We start from the raw sequence: 15,117 nt of genomic DNA, 5'->3' as shown, positions 1-15,117 counted from the left end.
TCAGGCGGTGTCGCCCTTGTCCTTGCGGTTTTTCCCCACCAGGGCATCGAGCAGGTCCACCGGCACCGGGAAGACCAGGGTGGAGGTCTTGTCACCGGCCACCTGAGTGAGCGTCTGCAGGTAGCGCAGCTGCATCGCGGCGGGCTCGCGTGACAGCATCTCGGCGGCTTCCATCAATGCCTGCGCCGCCTGCTTTTCGCCTTCGGCATGGATCACCTTGGCGCGCCGCTCGCGCTCGGCCTCGGCCTGGCGGGCAATGGCGCGCACCATGTTCTCGTTGAGGTCCACGTGCTTGATCTCGACGTTGGCCACCTTGATACCCCAGGAGTCGGTCTGAGCGTCGAGTATCTGCTGTACGTCCATGTTGAGCTTCTCGCGCTCGGCCAGCATCTCGTCCAGCTCGTGCTTGCCGAGCACCGCGCGCAGCGTGGTCTGGGCGAGCTGGCTGGTGGCAACCAGGTAGTTCTCCACCTGGATGATGGCGCGCTGCGGATCGACGACACGGAAGTAGACCACCGCATTCACCTTCACCGAGACATTGTCGCGGGAGATCACGTCCTGGCTGGGCACGTCCATGGTCACCACCCGCAGGTCAACCTTCACCATCTGTTGCAGGCCGGGGATGACGAAGATCAGTCCGGGGCCCTTCACCTTCCAGAAGCGGCCGAGCATGAAGACCACGCCGCGTTCGTACTCGCGCAGGATGCGCAGCGAGGCGAAGGCCAGGGCGACGAGCAGGATGAGCAGCGGGGCGAGTCCGAACTGCAGTTCGATCATGGCGAGGCACTCCGTTGTACTGGGGAAGTGGGGGAAACCTGCAGGATCAGGCCGTCCAGTCCGTCTATGCGGACCTGTTCGCCGGCGCTGAGGGGCTGGGTGGCGCGGGCGCGCCAGGTTTCGCCGCGCAGCTGCACCCAGTAGCCGCCGTCCGCTGCCGGGCCGGCGACGGTGGCGAGCTGGCCGGCCATCTCCTCCCGCCCGCTGATCACCGGCCGCTTGCGGCTGCGGGCGGCGAAGCCGCCGAGGGCGAACAGCACGGCCGCGCTGGCGAGGCCGAGGCCGACGATGAGTGACGGCGGAATGCCGAAGCCGGGCAGCTCGCCATCCATCAGGAACAGCCCACCGATGACGAAAGCCACGAGCCCGCCGATGCCCAGTACGCCGAAGCTGGGGGCGAAGGCCTCGGCCACCATCAGGGCGCAGCCGACCACGATCAGCGCCACGCCCGCCCAGTTCACCGGCAGCAGGTGGAAGGCGTAGAGCGCCAGCAGCAGGCAGATGGCGCCGGCGATGCCGGGCACGACGAAGCCGGGCGAGGTGAATTCGAAGAACAGGCCGTAGATGCCGATCATCATCAGGATCAGCGCCACCTGCGGGTTGGCGAGCAGGGCGAGGAAGCGGTTGCGGCCGTCGGGTTCGCTGCGCTCTATGGCCGCGTCGGCGGTGGCCAGGCGCAGCTTGCCCTGGACGAGCTCGACCTCGCGCCCGTCCACCTGGCGCAGCAGCGCCGGCAGCGAGGGGGAGACGACGTCGACGACGCCGCGGGCGAGGGCTTCCTCCGCGCTCAGGCTGGCGGCTTCGCGCACCGCGCGCTCGGCGAAGTCGGCGTCGCGGCCGCGCAGCTGGGCGAGGCTGCGCAGGTAGGCAGCGGCGTCGTTGACCGCCTTGGCACCCATGGCGTCGTCCGGCGCCTTGCCGCCGCCATCCTTGGCTTTGTCTCCGGCTGGCGGGCTGGGTGCCGGCGAGGGCGTGCCGCCGATGGCGACCGGCGTGGCGGCGCCGAGGTTGGTGGCGGGCGTCATCGCAGCGATGTGGCTGGCGTAGAGGATGTAGGTGCCGGCGCTGGCAGCGCGGGCGCCCTCCGGGTGCACATAGGTGGCGACCGGCACCGGCGAGGCGAGGATGTCCTTGATGATGGCGCGCATGGAGGTGTCCAGCCCGCCGGGGGTATCCAGCTCCAGCACCACCAGCCGGTAGCCGCCAGCCTGGGCGCGGGAGAGGCCGCGGTGGATGAAGTCCGCCGTCGCCGGGCCGATCACGCCATCCACCCGCAGCGCCAGCACCTGGCCGTTCTGCGGCGTGTCGGTGGTCGCGGCGAGAGGCGCGCCGAGGGCGAGCAGGACCAGGCCGAGGAGGCAGGCCAGCTTGCCGGTCAGGCGGACAGCGTATGCCGACACCATGAGGAGATCCCCGTCTGCATGGGCTGCGGCGGAGGCCGGGCAGCCGACGTCATGGCCGGAGTGTAGTCGCTGAACTGGCCCAGCGCACCGGGGCGCGGCGCGCGGCCAGGTCTCGCGACGGGATCAGAAGCCGGTGAAGCGGCCGATGCGGCGGCGGTCGCGCTTGGTTGGCCGGCCGTGCAGGTCGGCACCCGGCGTGGCCGCCAGCCGGCGGGATTCGCGGGCGGCCTCGCGGCGGGCCACGCTGTCGGCGGTCTCTTCGTAGAGCGTCTGGGCGACGGTGGCGGAGCCGCGCTTCTCGGCGATGGCGCGCACTTCCACGCTGCGGGTGTCGTCACCGATGGTGACATCCACCCGGTCGCCGATCTTCACCTCGCGGGCGGGCTTCACCGTGGCGCCGTTGAGTTTGACCTTGCCGCCGTCCACCGCCTCGGTGGCGGCGGTGCGGTGCTTGAAGAAGCGCGCCGCCCACAGCCATTTGTCGAGGCGGGTACTGTTCGGGGTGTGGGTGTTCATGGCGGCATTATGGCCGAGCGCTCCCGGCATGAGTCGTCGCCGGCCGCGGAATGCAGCAGGCCTCCCGGAGGAGGCCTGCGTGCTTCGGCCGAGCGCGACAGCAATCAGACGATCATGCCGGCGCCGACGGTGTTGTTGGTGCTCTCGTCGATGATGATGAAGGCGCCGGTGGCGCGGTTGTCGGCGTAGCGGTCCGCCACCAGCGGCTGGGCCAGCTTCAGGCTGATGCGGGCGATGTCGTTCATTGCCAGCGTGGTGGCCGGCTCCTGCGCCAGGGTGTTCACATCCACCCGGTAGGCGATGCTGGCGACCTTGGCCTTGGCTTCGCGGGTAGTGTGGCGGATGAGGTAGGTGCGCGCAGGCTGCAGCGGAGTCTCTGACAGCCAGCACACGGTGGCCTCGATCTGCTTCACCGGTTCCACCACTTCGGCGGACTTGACGATCATGTCGCCGCGGGAGATGTCGATCTCGTCTTCGAGCAGCAGCGTCACCGACTGCTCGTGGATGGCGCGCGGCAGCTGCACCGCGCCTAGCTCGATGGCCTTGACCTTGCTGGTGAGGCCGGACGGCAGCACGGTGACGGCATCGCCCACCGCGACCTCGCCCGACTCGACCCGGCCCATGAAGCCGCGGTAGTCGTGCAGTGCGGGGTTGGCGGAGTCCTGCGGGCGGCACACGTACTGCACCGGGAAGCGGAAGTTCTCCGCCTGCTCGGTGTGGGCGGCCGGCGCGCTTTCGAGGATTTCGAGCAGCGTCGGGCCTTCGTACCAGCCGAGCTTGTCGCCGCGATCCACGATCATGTCGCCGTTGAGGGCGGACAGCGGGATGAAGCGCACATCCTTGATGCCCAGCTTGCCGGCGAAGTCCAGGTAGTCGGCCTTGATGCGCTCGAACACCGCCTGGTCGTAGTCCACCAGGTCCATCTTGTTCACCGCCACCAGCAGGTGCGGGATGCCGACCAGGCTGGCGAGATAGGAGTGGCGGCGGGTCTGGGTGAGCACGCCCTTGCGCGCGTCCACCAGGATGATGGCCAGGTTGGCGGTGGAGGCCGCGGTGACCATGTTGCGGGTGTACTGCTCGTGGCCCGGCGCGTCGGCGATGATGTACTTGCGGGTGCCGGTGGAGAAGTAGCGGTAGGCGACGTCGATGGTGATGCCCTGTTCGCGCTCGGCCTGCAGGCCGTCGGTGAGCAGGGAGAGATCCACCGCGCTCATGCCGCGCTTGGCCGAGGTCTTCTCGATGGCGTTGAGGGTGTCGGCGAGGATGGTCTTGGTGTCGAACAGCAGACGGCCGATCAGGGTGCTCTTGCCGTCGTCCACACTGCCGCAGGTGAGGAAGCGCAGCAGGCCGTTGTCGATTTCGGGCAGTTGTTCGGGGGCGGACATGGTCATCGTTCCTTCAATGCTTCAATTCAGTTTAGTGCGTTTGCCGGGCGGCCCAGCTGGGGCTCTCCTGCCCGCCGCGCCGCGCGGGGCATTCCTTCCGCAGGCTCGGGCTGTCCTCGTCTGTGCCAGGCGCTCCGGCTACCGGGTCGCTGGAAGCAAGGCTTCGAGTGCCTCGCTTACCTGTGCTCTTCGACAAGCTCAGGGCAAACGGTGCTTGCTCCCCAGGCTGGCGGCTTCCGGCCCACTCGTGCTGCCGTCCTGCGCTTTTACGGCCGTCGCTCAGACTTCGCCGGGATGGGCGGGGTGTTTGCGGAGCGAGGCGAGGACTGTCTGAGCCCGTGGGGCGAGTTCCGCAGCCTCGTGGAGCAAATACCCCGTGCAATACCCTTGGAGCTCCATGATGGTTTCCAACGGCAAAGCCGGATATCAGAAATACCCTTCCTTCTTCCGCTGCTCCATCGACGCCTCGGAGGTCTGGTCGTCCATCCGGGTGGCGCCGCGCTCGGTGATCGTGGTGGTCGCGGTTTCGGCCAGGATCTTCTCCACCGTGTCGGCATCCGACTCCACCGGCGCGGTGCAGGTGATGTCGCCGACGGTGCGGAAGCGCACCAGCACGTCCTCGATCTTGTCTTCCGCCTTGGCCGGGGTCAGCTCGGTCACCGGCTGCAGCAGGCCGTTCTTGCGCACCACCGGCCGCACATGGGCGAAGTAGATGGAGGGCAGCTCCAGCTGCTCGCGCTGGATGTATTGCCACACGTCCAGTTCGGTCCAGTTGCTGATCGGGAAGGCGCGGATGTTCTCGCCCTTGTGGCTGCGGGCGTTGTACAGGTTCCACAACTCCGGGCGCTGGTTCTTCGGGTCCCACTGACCGAACTCGTCGCGGAAGCTCATGATCCGCTCCTTCGCCCGCGCCTTTTCCTCGTCGCGGCGGGCGCCGCCGATACACGCGTCGAAGCCGAACTCCTCGATGGCTTCCAGCAGCGTCACCGACTGGTGCTTGTTGCGCGACTCGGTGGGCGACTTCAGCACCACCGTGCCGCGCGCCATCGAATCCTCGACCGAACGCACGATCAGGCGCTCGCCCAGTTCGGCGGCGCGCTTGTCGCGGAAGTCGGTCACTTCCTTGTAGTTGTGGCCGGTGTCGATGTGCAGCAGCGGGAAGGGGAAGCGGCCCGGGCGGAAGGCCTTCTCCGCCAGCCGCAGCAGGCAGATCGAATCCTTGCCGCCGGAGAACAGCAGCGCCGGGTTGGCGCACTGGCCCGCCACTTCGCGCAGGATGTGGATGGCTTCGGCTTCCAGCCAATCGAGGTGGCTCAGGGTCTGTTTGGTCAGCGTGGTCATGATTTCAGCGATGTCGATGATTCGTCCGGCGGCGTGGTCTCAGCCCTTCTTCACATGTAGCCCGCACTCCTTGGAGGCGGGATCTTCCCACCACCAGCGGCCGGCGCGCACATCTTCGCCGACGGCGATGGCCCGGGTACAGGGGGCACAGCCGATGCTGGGGTAGAACTGGTCATGCAGGGCGTTGTAGGGCACTTCGTTGAGGCGGATGTAGGCCCACACCTCGGTTTCGCTCCAGTCCGCCAGCGGGTTCAGCTTCTCCAGCCCGTTGCCGGCGTCGAACTCGCGCAGCGGCAGGCCGCTGCGGGTGGTGGACTGGGCGGCGCGCAGGCCGGTGATCCAGGCCTTCTTGCCTGCCAGCGCGCGGCGCAGCGGCTCCACCTTGCGCACATGGCAGCAGGCTTTGCGCAGCTCCACCGAGTCGTAGAAGGCGTTGATGCCGTGCTCGCGCACATAGCTTTCCACCGCGCCGGACTCCGGGAAGAACACTTTGAGCTTGCTGCCGTAGCGCTGCTCGACCTCGCCCATCAGGGTGTAGGTCTCGGCCGGCAGCCGGCCGGTGTCCAGGGAGAAGATCTCGATCGGCAGTTTGCCGCCGAGGATGAGGTCGGTCAGCACCATGTCCTCGGCGCCGAAGCTGTTGGCGAAGGTGAGCTCGCCATTGGTGCCGAACTCGGCTGCCGCGGCGGCAAGGAATTCACGGGCTGCGGCGGCCTTCGCCGCCACGCTGGCGCGCAGCGCGTCGGTGAGTTCCGGGCGGGTGGCCGGATTGCTGGGCGGCGGCCGCAGCAGGCTGACGGCGCCGCTCATGCCGCAACCCCGCGCTGCGCCCGCAGCCACAGCGGCCGGGGCTCATCCACCGCGCCCTGGTAAGGCGTGGAGATGTCACTCAGGCTGGCCAGTGCGGCCTGCAGCTGTTCGTCGGAGTAGCGGCCTTCCGGCGGCTGCAGGGTGTCGAAGCCGCAGCGCACATAGGCCTGGAACTGGTCGCGCAGCACGTCGCCAATGGCGCGCAACTCGCCGGTGTAGCCGTAGCGGGTGCGCAGCAAAGCGGCGGTGGAGTAGCCGCGGCCGTCGGTGAAGGCGGGGAAATGAACGCCCACCGCCGCCAGACGCGGCAACTCCGCGGCGATGGCCTCGGCGCCTTCGCCGGCCGCCAGCCAGACGCCGACATCGCCGCGGGCGGCCAGTTCGGCGGCGCGGGCCTGCCACACCGCCAGCGGCACCAGCAGCGGGCCGGCGGGCAGGGCGACGCCTTCCGGCGTTTCGCCTTCGGCCAGGCGGACGGTCTGGCGGGCGTCGTCGACGATGCTGCGGTTGCGGATCACTTTAGCCATGGGCCACCTTCCTTTCCTGCTGGCGCTTGCCGTACACATTGGTCTTGAACGGTTCGATGCCGAGGCGGCGCACGGTGTCGATGAAGCGCTCGTCCTCGTGGCGGTTTTCAACATAGGTCTCGATCAGCGAGCTGACCACGTCCGCCATCTCATGCGCGGCGAAGGACGGGCCGATGACCTTGCCCAGGCTGGCATCGTTGCCCTGAGCGCCGCCGACGGTGACCTGGTACCACTCCTCGCCGTTCTTATCGACGCCGAGCACGCCGATGTGGCCGACGTGGTGGTGGCCGCAGGCGTTCATGCAGCCGGAGATGTTGAGGTCGATGTCGCCGATCTCGTACAGGTAGTCGAGATCGTCGAAGCGCTCCTGGATGGCCTGCGCGATGGGGATGGACTTGGCGTTGGCGAGCGCGCAGTAGTCGCCCCCGGGACAGGCGATGATGTCGGTCAGCAGGCCGATGTTGGGCGTCGCCAGGCCGGCGTCGCGCAGCGTCTGCCACAGCTTGAACAGCTCGGACTGGCGCACGTCGGCCAGTACCAGGTTCTGCTGGTGGGTGGCGCGCACTTCGCCGTAGCTGTGGGCGTCGGCGAGGTCCGCGACCAGTTCCATCTGCTCGGCGCTGATGTCGCCCGGCGGCACGCCGGTCTTCTTCAGCGACAGCACCACGCTGGCGTAGCCGGGCACCTTGTGGGCGCGCACATTACGCTTGGCCCAGGCGGCGAAGGGCTTGTTGTCGGCCAGCGCCTCGGCGTAGGCGGCGTCGTGGGCCGGCAGGGTTTCATATACCGGATCGACGAAGTGGGCGGCCACGCGGGCGACTTCCGCTTCGGTGAGGGTGGAGGGGCCGTTCTTCACATGCGCCCATTCGGCTTCCACCTGGCGGCGGAATTCCTCGATGCCCAGCGCCTTCACCAGGATCTTGATGCGCGCCTTGTACTTGTTGTCACGGCGGCCATGCAGGTTGTACACCCGCAGGATGGACTCGCAGTAGGTGACGATGTGCTGCCACGGCACGAAGCTGGCGATTTCCTCGCCAATGATGGGGGTGCGGCCCAGGCCGCCGCCGACCAGCACGCGGAAGCCGATCTCGCCGGCCTCGTTGCGGATCACGTCCAGGCCGATGTCGTGGGCCTGGATCACCGCGCGGTCTTCCTCGGCGCCATTCACCGCGAACTTGAACTTGCGCGGCAGGTGGGCGAACTCGGGGTGGAAGCTGCTCCACTGGCGCAGGATCTCGCACCACGGGCGCGGGTCGATGCGCTCGTCGCCGGCCACGCCGGCGAAGGCGTCGGAGGTGATGTTGCGGATGCAGTTGCCGGAGGTCTGGATGGCGTGCATCTGCACGGTGGCCAGCTGCGCCAGGATTTCCGGCACGTCTGCCAGCGCCGGCCAGTTGAACTGGATGTTCTGGCGGGTGGTGAAGTGGCCGTAGCCCTTGTCGTAGGTGCGCGCCACATGCGCCAGCATGCGCAGCTGGGCGCTGGAGAACAGGCCGTAGGGCACGGCGATGCGCAGCATGGGCGCATGGCGCTGGACGTAGAGACCGTTCTGCAGGCGCAGCGGGCGGTATTCGTCTTCCGTCAGCTCGCCGGCGAGGTAGCGGCGGGTCTGATCGCGGAACTGGGCGACTCGCTCGTCCACAGCCCGCTGGTCGTATGCGTCGTATCGGTACATCGCTCTTCTCTCTGTCTGGGCCGCCGGGGGTCAGTGGCCGATCAGCTTGGCGCCGACGAGCACCAGCATGGTTGCAAGGAGCGGCCGCAGCACGCGGTCCGGTACCTTGGTTGAAATATGGCTGCCCAGCCAGATGCCAGGCAGCGAACCGACGATGAGGCTGCCGAGCAGCAGCCAGTCCACGCTGCCCAGCATCCAGTGGCCGAGTCCGGCGACCAGCGTCAGCGGCACCGCGTGGGCGATGTCGGAGCCGACGATGCGCAGCGCCGGCATCGCCGGGTAAAGGAAGAACAGCGCGGTTACCCCCAGCGCGCCCGCGCCCACCGAGGAGATGGACACCAGCACACCCAGCACCGCGCCGGTCACCACTGTGAGTACCGCGGTTCGCTTCGGGTTCGGCTCGCCACCGAAGCGCTTCAGCGCATAGGCCTGGATGTGGCGGCGCAGCAGCAGCGCCACCGCCGTCAGCAACAGGGCCACGCCCAGCGCCACCTTGATCAGTCCGGCCGCGCCTTCCATGCCGCCGGGGGCGAACACCGCCACCAGCGTCAGCGTGAGCGCGGCGGCGGGAATGCTGCCGGTGGCCAGGCGCCGGGTCACCGTCCAGTCCACCGTACCCTTCAGCCCGTGCGCCACGGTGCCGCCGGCTTTGGTGATGGCCGCGTACAGCAGGTCGGTGCCGACGGCCACCGAGGGGTGGATGCCGAACAGCAGGACGAGCAGCGGCGTCATTAGCGAACCGCCGCCGACGCCCGTGAGGCCGACGATGGCGCCGACCGCGAAACCGGCGACGGTATAGGCGAAGTCCATGATCCTGTTCTTACTTTTTGGTGCAGCGCATCCTAAGGGGGAAGTTTAGGGCGGCGAAGAGGGTATGCGTTAGACTCTAAGAAGAATTGGTTATAAGAGAAAGTGGCAAGCGGCGGGTGGTCGTTCCTTGGGAGCCACTGGCGTCTTGCGGGGAGAAAGCCATGAACCTGCAGCAGTTGCGCTACATCTACGAAGTGGCCCGCCACGGGCTGAACGTGTCGGAGGCGGCGGAGGCGCTGTTCACTTCGCAGCCCGGGGTGTCCAAGCAGATCCGCTTGCTGGAGGCCGAGTTGGGGGTGGAGATCTTCGTCCGCCACGGCAAGCGCCTGGTGGCTGTGACCGAGCCGGGGCGGGCGGTGCTGGGCATCGCCGAACGCATGCTGCGGGACATGGACAACCTGATGCAGGTCGGCGAGGAGTTCTCCAACGAGGCCGCCGGCAGCCTCTCCATCGCCACCACCCACACCCAGGCGCGCTATGCGCTGCCGCGGGTGGTGCGGGATTTCATGCGCCGCTACCCGCAGGTGCGGCTGTCGCTGCACCAGGGCAGCCCGCGGCAGGTGTGCGAGATGGTGCTGGATGGCACCGCCGACATCGCCATCGCCACCGAGGCGATCTCGGACTACGACGAGCTCATCATGCTGCCCTGCTACCAGTGGAACCGCTGCATCGTCGCCTCGCCGCGCCATCCCATCCTCAGGGAGCAGCCGCTGACGCTGGAGGCCATCGCCCGCTACCCGCTGATCACCTACGACGATGCCTTCACCGGCCGCAGCCAGATCAACAAGGCTTTCCTCGGCCGCGGCCTGAAGCCCAACGTGGTGCTGACCGCGATCGACTCCGACGTGATCAAGACCTACGTCTCCATGGACCTGGGCATCGGCATCCTCGCCCGCATGGCCTATGACCCGGCGGAGGACCGCAACCTCGGCATGATAGACGCCGCCCACCTGTTCGAATCCAGCACCACCCGCATCGGCCTGCGTCGCCGCGCCTGGCTGCGCGGCTATGTGTTCGCCTTCGTCGAAGGCTTCGCCCCCCACCTCACCCGCAAGATGGTGGAAACCGCGCTGGCCGGCGGCCACGAGGACGATTATTCGCTGTGAGGAAGCCTGGGCGGCGGCCACGCCGCCGGGTTCAGCCGCCCTGGGCGTAGGCGGCGGAAGGCAAACCTTCCAGCCCGGCGGCGATGGCCGCGATCAGGGCGGCGCGGGCCTGGGCGGGTGCCAGCGCACCGGCTGCCCAACTGCCGAGTTCGACGTCCTGGTGGCGGGGCGTGACATAGGCGCAAGTCAGCCGGCTGCCGCGCACGATGCGGATGCCGGCGCTGCAGGCTTCGGCGATGGTTTCCTCCCACGCCTGTGGCACGGTGCCGCTGCCGGGCAGGGCGAGCACCGCGCCGCGGGCGCCGTGGCGCAGCGCATCCCGCAGCGCCTGCGGCGGCATGCCGGCGGCGACATACAGGACAGCGACCTCTGGCAGCGAGTGGCAGGCGGCCGCGTCCAGCACGGCTGGGGCGGGTGAGGGGGGATGAAAGAAGCGCGGCGGGCTGCCGGCCACCCCCAGCGTACCGCCGGCGCCGGCCACGTAGGGCTGCAGACCCAGCCTGGCTTTGTTCAGCGGCAGCGCCGGCAGGATTTCGCCGGCGAACACCACCATCACCCCGCGGCCGCGGCTGTCCCCGGCCAGCGCTACCCGGCAGGCGTCGTGGAGGTTGGCCGGGCCGTCGGCGGACAGGGCGTTGGCCGGGCGCATGGCGCCAGTGAGCACTACCGGCGTGTCGCCTTGGTGGCAGAGCGCGAGGAAGGCGGCCGTCTCTTCCAGCGTATCGGTGCCGTGGGTGATGACGATGCCGGCGATGGCAGGGTCGGCGGCCAGCGCCTGCACCCGCTGGGCAAGCGCCAGCCAGTGGGCCGGCGTGAGGTCGCTGCTGTCCAGGTTGCATAGCTGCTCCACCTGCAGGCTGGCGAGTTCGCGCAGCGGCGGCACGGCGGCGACCAGCGTTGCCGCATCCACCACGCCGGCGATGTAGTTCGCCGGTGCGGCGCTGTCTTCGGCGAGGCCGGCGATGGTGCCGCCGGTGGCGATGAGGGCGAGCGTGGGTTTCATGCAGGCGGCCTAGTCGAAGGGCGTGTCGTTGGGCGTGGCGTAGAGCGTCTGCATGGCGGAGGACATCGGCAGGTTCAGGTTGTGGCCCAGCGGCGGAATCGGCTGGGTGAACCAGCGGGCGTAGATGCGCGCCGCCTCGCCGCTGCGCATCAGCCCGGCCAGGGCTTCGTCCACCACTTTCTTGAAGGTCGGGTCGCTGCGGTCGAGCATGCAGGCGTAAGCCTCGTAGGAACGCGGCGTGCCGGTGACGATCCAGCGCCCGCCCTCGCCGCGCTTGGCGAGCTCGCCGTGCAGCAGGGCGTCGTCCATCATGAAGGCGTCGGCGCGGCCGGCGGCGAGCACCATGAAGCTCTCCGCATGGTCGCGGGCGGAGACGATGGTGGCGCTAGCCAGTTCGCCGCTGTTGAAGGCGCGCCGCAGCACGGTTTCCGAGGTGGTGCCGGCGGTGGTGACGATGCGCCGGCCGACCAGGTCGGAGAAGTCGCGGATGCCGGAGTCGGCGCGCACCATCAGCCGGGTGCCGGCGATGAAGATGGTGTTGGAGAAGCCGACCTGGGCCTCGCGCTCGCGGTTGTGGGTGGTGGAGCCGCACTCCAGGTCGACGCGGCCGCTGCTCACCATGGCCATGCGGTTGTGCGGCGTGATGGGTACCAGCCGCAGCGGCAGGTCGGGTAGCTGGAGATGGCGGCGCACCGCCTCCACCACCTGCAGCGCCAACTCGTTGGAGTAGCCGATGACCTCGCCGTCCGCCACATAGGAGAAGGGGATGGAGGCGCTGCGGTAGCCCAGCCTGAACTCGCCCTCACCGCGTATCCGCTCCAGCACGGCGGAGCCCTCGGCGGCATGGGCGGGAAGCGCTTGCCCGAAAGCAAGCAGGAGCGGCAGCAGGGCGTGGCGAAGAAGGCGGTAGGCGGGCATTGCGGTGGCGGCGGCAAAGGGAGCGGCGAACGCCGGATTCTAGCCCCAGCCTGCCGCCGTGTTGGCGAGCTGGCTGCATGCCGTGGCGCAGGGGCCGGCATTGGCCGCCCGGCTGGGGGGCACAGCCGATTGCGGGGCCGATGCGTGCCCTGCCTCCCGCCCCCCGCGTTGGCGGCCGGTGTTCCGCCGGTCGATTCGGGCCGCTTACTCCGCCCGCGGCGCCGTCAACACCTCCGGCCGCAGCGTGCGCTCCAGGCTTTCCTTGTCCATCAGGCCGCGTTCCAGCACCAGTTCGGACACGCTGCGGCCGGTCTTCAGCGCTTCGCGCGCGGCCCAGGTGGCGTTCTCGTAGCCGATCAGCGGGTTCAGCGCGGTGGCGAGGCCGGCGGAGGTGCGCACCCGTTCGGCCAGCAGCTCGCGGTTGGCGGTGATGCCGCGTACGCAGTTGTCGGTCAGCGTGCGGCAGCCGGCCTCCAGGTGCTCGATGCTCTTGAACAGCGAGTGGCCGATGATGGGTTCGAAGGCGTTCAGCTGCAGCTGGCCACCTTCCGAGGCCATGGTGATGGTGACGTCGTTGCCGATGACTTCGAAGGCGATCTGGTTCACCACCTCGGGGATGATGGGGTTCACCTTGCCCGGCATGATGCTGGAGCCGGCGGCGCGCTCCGGCAGGTTGATCTCGTTGAAACCCGCCTGCGGGCCGCTGGAGAGCAGGCGCAGGTCGTTGCACACCTTGGACAGCTTGCAGGCGATGCGCTTGAGCACGCCGGAGAGCTGCACGAAGGCGCCGGTGTCCTGGGTGGCCTCGATGAGGTTCTCCGACGGCACCAGCTTCACGCCGGACAGCTCCGACAGGCACTCGGTGGCCATCTTGGCGTAGCGGATGTCGGTATTGATGCCGGTGCCGATGGCGGTGGCGCCGAGGTTGATCTCCTGGATCAGGCAGATGGCCTCGCGCAGGCGGGTGATGTCCTCGCTCATCATCACCGCGTAGGTGGAGAACTCCTGGCCCAGCGTCATCGGCACCGCGTCCTGCAACTGGGTGCGGCCGATCTTGAGGATGTCCTTGAACTCCTCCGCCTTGGCGAAGAAGGCCAGGCGCAGCTTCTCCATCGCGTCCAGCAGGCCCTGGATGGCGAACACCACCGCCAGCTTCAGCGCCGTCGGATAGACGTCGTTGGTGCTCTGGCTCATGTTCACATGGTTGAGCGGGTGCAGCTCGTTGTAGTGGCCCTTGGGCCAGCCCAGCTTCTCCAGCGCCAGGTTGGCGATGACCTCGTTGGCGTTCATGTTGGTCGAGGTGCCGGCGCCGCCCTGGATCACATCCACCACGAACTGGTTGTGCAGCCGGCCTTCGGCGATCTCGCGGCAGGCCGAGTCGATGGCGTTGAAGCGGCCCTCGTCCAGCTGGCCCAGCGCATGGTTGGTGCGGGCGGCGGCCTGCTTCACCAGCGCCAGCGCGCGCACAAGTTCCGGGTAGGAGCCTATGGTCTTGCCGGTGATGGGGTAGTTCTCCAGCGCGCGCAGGGTGTGTATGCCCCAATAGACCTCGGCCGGGATCTCGCGGTCGCCGAGCAGGTCATGTTCGCTGCGGGTGGTCTGCATCTGTCTCTCCTCTTTGCCCGGCGCTGCTGCGCGCCGTGGTCCTCGTTTGTTGTTGGCGCTACGGGGGCGGGGGGGCTTCATCCGGCGTGGTGTTCAGCGCTGCTGTGTTCAGTATTCCCAGAACACCCGCTGCAGCTCCTTGCTGTCGTTGCTGCGCGTCAGCGCTACCGCGGCGAGGATGCGCGCCTTCTGCGGGTTGAGGTCGTGGGCGACCACCCAGTCGTTCTTGTCGTCCGGCTGCTCGGCGTTGCGCAGCACGAAGCCGCCGGCGGTGACGCGCGAGGAGCGGATGATGTGCACCCCCTGGCCGCGCAGCGCCTGCAGCGCCGGCGCCACCCGGTTGGACACCGAGCCGTTGCCGGTGCCGGCGTGGACGATGGCGCGTGCGCCGCCGGCGGCGAAGGCCTGGTAGGCGGTGGGCGTGACGTTGCCGTAGCCGTAGGCGATCTCCACCGGCGCCAGCGCGCTGATGCGGGCAATGTCGAACTCCGAGCCGCTGGTGTGGCGCTTGGCCGGCAGGCGGAACCAATATGGCTTGCCCTCCACCACCATGCCCAGCGGGCCCCAGGCGCTCCTGAAGGCGTCCGGGCGGATGTTCACCGCCTTCATCACGTCCCGGCCGCTGTGGATCTCGTCGTTCATCGTCACCAGCACGCCCTTGCCGCGGGCATCCGGGCTGGCGGCCACCGCCACCGCATCGTAGAGGTTGAGCGTGCCGTCGGCCGACATCGCGGTGCCCGGCCGCATCGAGCCGACGACGACGATGGGCTTGTCGCTGGGGATGACCAGGTTGAGGAAGAAGGCGGTCTCTTCCAGGGTATCGGTGCCGTGGGTGATGACGATGCCGTCCACATCGTCCTGCCGCGCCAGTTCCGCCACCCGCCGGCCGAGCTGCAGCAGGTGCTCGTCGGTGAAGCTCTCGGAGGCGATCTGGAACACCTGCTCGCCGCGCACGCTGGCGATGTCCTTCAGCTCCGGCACGCCGGCCACCAGCTGCTCCACCGGCACCTTGGCGGCCTGGTAGGTGGCGCTGTTGGCCGTGCCCGCACCGGCGCCGGCGATGGTGCCGCCGGTGGCGAGGATGACGACGTTGGCGAGGCGGGCTGCGGGTGCGGTGTCGCGCGCCAGTGCGGGCGCCGGCTGCAGCAGGGAGAGGTTGAGAGAGAGGGTGAGGAACAAAAGCGGCGCGGCGAGGAGGCTGCGCCGGGCGGTGGAGGCAGGCAGGGTTTTCATGACATCTC

At 68.7% G+C, this 15,117-nt stretch carries 14 protein-coding genes; 1 reads left to right on the top strand and 13 read right to left on the bottom strand.

The window, feature by feature from the left end:
- From C7389_RS10030 to C7389_RS09990, 9 genes are all read right to left on the bottom strand, one after another.
- On the bottom strand, positions 1–777 hold the full coding sequence (locus tag C7389_RS10030; protein ID WP_133590922.1) for a slipin family protein: 777 nt from the start codon (positions 775–777) through the stop codon (positions 1–3).
- Complete coding sequence (locus C7389_RS10025; protein WP_133590920.1) at positions 774–2,180, bottom strand: NfeD family protein; 1,407 nt, start codon at positions 2,178–2,180, stop codon at positions 774–776. Before C7389_RS10025 ends, C7389_RS10030 begins: the two co-directional genes overlap by 4 nt.
- Positions 2,181–2,303: 123 nt before the next feature.
- Positions 2,304–2,696 carry an RNA-binding S4 domain-containing protein gene (locus C7389_RS10020; RefSeq protein WP_133590918.1) on the bottom strand — a complete coding sequence of 131 codons (393 nt, stop codon included), beginning with the start codon at positions 2,694–2,696 and terminating at the stop codon, positions 2,304–2,306.
- A gap of 104 nt (positions 2,697–2,800) precedes the next feature.
- The gene (gene cysN / locus C7389_RS10015) at positions 2,801–4,081 is read right to left on the bottom strand and encodes a sulfate adenylyltransferase subunit CysN (RefSeq protein ID WP_133590916.1); all 1,281 of its coding nucleotides are present in this window, start codon (positions 4,079–4,081) and stop codon (positions 2,801–2,803) included.
- Positions 4,082–4,507: 426 nt separating this feature from the next.
- Positions 4,508–5,422 carry a sulfate adenylyltransferase subunit CysD gene (gene cysD, locus C7389_RS10010; RefSeq protein ID WP_133590914.1) on the bottom strand — a complete coding sequence of 305 codons (915 nt, stop codon included), beginning with the start codon at positions 5,420–5,422 and terminating at the stop codon, positions 4,508–4,510.
- Between the two features lie 39 nt (positions 5,423–5,461).
- Complete coding sequence (locus C7389_RS10005; protein ID WP_133590912.1) at positions 5,462–6,232, bottom strand: phosphoadenylyl-sulfate reductase; 771 nt, start codon at positions 6,230–6,232, stop codon at positions 5,462–5,464.
- Complete coding sequence (locus C7389_RS10000) at positions 6,229–6,759, bottom strand: DUF934 domain-containing protein (protein ID WP_133590910.1); 531 nt, start codon at positions 6,757–6,759, stop codon at positions 6,229–6,231. The genes C7389_RS10005 and C7389_RS10000 overlap by 4 nt, the downstream gene beginning before the upstream one ends.
- Positions 6,752–8,434, bottom strand: coding sequence for a nitrite/sulfite reductase (locus C7389_RS09995; protein ID WP_133590908.1), 1,683 nt, complete (start codon positions 8,432–8,434; stop codon positions 6,752–6,754). The genes C7389_RS10000 and C7389_RS09995 overlap by 8 nt, the downstream gene beginning before the upstream one ends.
- Before the next feature lie 30 nt (positions 8,435–8,464).
- Positions 8,465–9,244 (bottom strand): sulfite exporter TauE/SafE family protein, encoded by a 780-nt coding sequence (locus tag C7389_RS09990; RefSeq protein WP_133590906.1) that lies wholly within the window; start codon positions 9,242–9,244, stop codon positions 8,465–8,467.
- Positions 9,245–9,405: 161 nt separating this feature from the next.
- On the opposite strand from C7389_RS09990, the gene cysB reads away from it, so the two are divergent.
- Positions 9,406–10,350: an HTH-type transcriptional regulator CysB gene (gene cysB, locus C7389_RS09985; protein ID WP_133590904.1), complete on the top strand. Its 945-nt coding sequence runs from the start codon at positions 9,406–9,408 to the stop codon at positions 10,348–10,350.
- A gap of 31 nt (positions 10,351–10,381) precedes the next feature.
- Here the strand turns inward: cysB and C7389_RS09980 are convergent, their stop codons facing one another.
- The 4 genes from C7389_RS09980 to C7389_RS09965 form a co-directional block, all read right to left on the bottom strand.
- Positions 10,382–11,353, bottom strand: coding sequence for an asparaginase (locus C7389_RS09980; protein WP_133590902.1), 972 nt, complete (start codon positions 11,351–11,353; stop codon positions 10,382–10,384).
- 9 nt (positions 11,354–11,362) lie between these two features.
- Positions 11,363–12,271 (bottom strand): transporter substrate-binding domain-containing protein, encoded by a 909-nt coding sequence (locus tag C7389_RS09975; protein ID WP_133590899.1) that lies wholly within the window; start codon positions 12,269–12,271, stop codon positions 11,363–11,365.
- A gap of 204 nt (positions 12,272–12,475) precedes the next feature.
- Positions 12,476–13,876 carry an aspartate ammonia-lyase gene (locus C7389_RS09970; protein WP_133590897.1) on the bottom strand — a complete coding sequence of 467 codons (1,401 nt, stop codon included), beginning with the start codon at positions 13,874–13,876 and terminating at the stop codon, positions 12,476–12,478.
- Between the two features lie 108 nt (positions 13,877–13,984).
- The gene (locus C7389_RS09965; protein WP_133590895.1) at positions 13,985–15,109 is read right to left on the bottom strand and encodes a type II asparaginase; all 1,125 of its coding nucleotides are present in this window, start codon (positions 15,107–15,109) and stop codon (positions 13,985–13,987) included.
- Positions 15,110–15,117: the final 8 nt, after the last annotated feature.

It is taken from the genome of Azoarcus indigens (assembly GCF_004361735.1).
GTDB lineage: Bacteria > Pseudomonadota > Gammaproteobacteria > Burkholderiales > Rhodocyclaceae > Azoarcus > Azoarcus indigens.
Note: the sequence above shows the minus strand (reverse complement) of the source record. Positions and strands in the feature narration are given on the sequence as shown.

Bases quoted from the DNA above. Each gene is read 5' to 3' on its own strand.
- C7389_RS10030 (WP_133590922.1), bottom strand. From the start codon at position 777: ATGATCGAACTGCAGTTCGGACTCGCCCCGCTGCTCATCCTGCTCGTC.
- C7389_RS10025 (WP_133590920.1), bottom strand. From the start codon at position 2,180: ATGGTGTCGGCATACGCTGTCCGCCTGACCGGCAAGCTGGCCTGCCTC.
- C7389_RS10020 (WP_133590918.1), bottom strand. From the start codon at position 2,696: ATGAACACCCACACCCCGAACAGTACCCGCCTCGACAAATGGCTGTGG.
- cysN (WP_133590916.1), bottom strand. From the start codon at position 4,081: ATGTCCGCCCCCGAACAACTGCCCGAAATCGACAACGGCCTGCTGCGC.
- cysD (WP_133590914.1), bottom strand. From the start codon at position 5,422: ATGACCACGCTGACCAAACAGACCCTGAGCCACCTCGATTGGCTGGAA.
- C7389_RS10005 (WP_133590912.1), bottom strand. From the start codon at position 6,232: ATGAGCGGCGCCGTCAGCCTGCTGCGGCCGCCGCCCAGCAATCCGGCC.
- C7389_RS10000 (WP_133590910.1), bottom strand. From the start codon at position 6,759: ATGGCTAAAGTGATCCGCAACCGCAGCATCGTCGACGACGCCCGCCAG.
- C7389_RS09995 (WP_133590908.1), bottom strand. From the start codon at position 8,434: ATGTACCGATACGACGCATACGACCAGCGGGCTGTGGACGAGCGAGTC.
- C7389_RS09990 (WP_133590906.1), bottom strand. From the start codon at position 9,244: ATGGACTTCGCCTATACCGTCGCCGGTTTCGCGGTCGGCGCCATCGTC.
- cysB (WP_133590904.1), top strand. From the start codon at position 9,406: ATGAACCTGCAGCAGTTGCGCTACATCTACGAAGTGGCCCGCCACGGG.
- C7389_RS09980 (WP_133590902.1), bottom strand. From the start codon at position 11,353: ATGAAACCCACGCTCGCCCTCATCGCCACCGGCGGCACCATCGCCGGC.
- C7389_RS09975 (WP_133590899.1), bottom strand. From the start codon at position 12,271: ATGCCCGCCTACCGCCTTCTTCGCCACGCCCTGCTGCCGCTCCTGCTT.
- C7389_RS09970 (WP_133590897.1), bottom strand. From the start codon at position 13,876: ATGCAGACCACCCGCAGCGAACATGACCTGCTCGGCGACCGCGAGATC.
- C7389_RS09965 (WP_133590895.1), bottom strand. From the start codon at position 15,109: ATGAAAACCCTGCCTGCCTCCACCGCCCGGCGCAGCCTCCTCGCCGCG.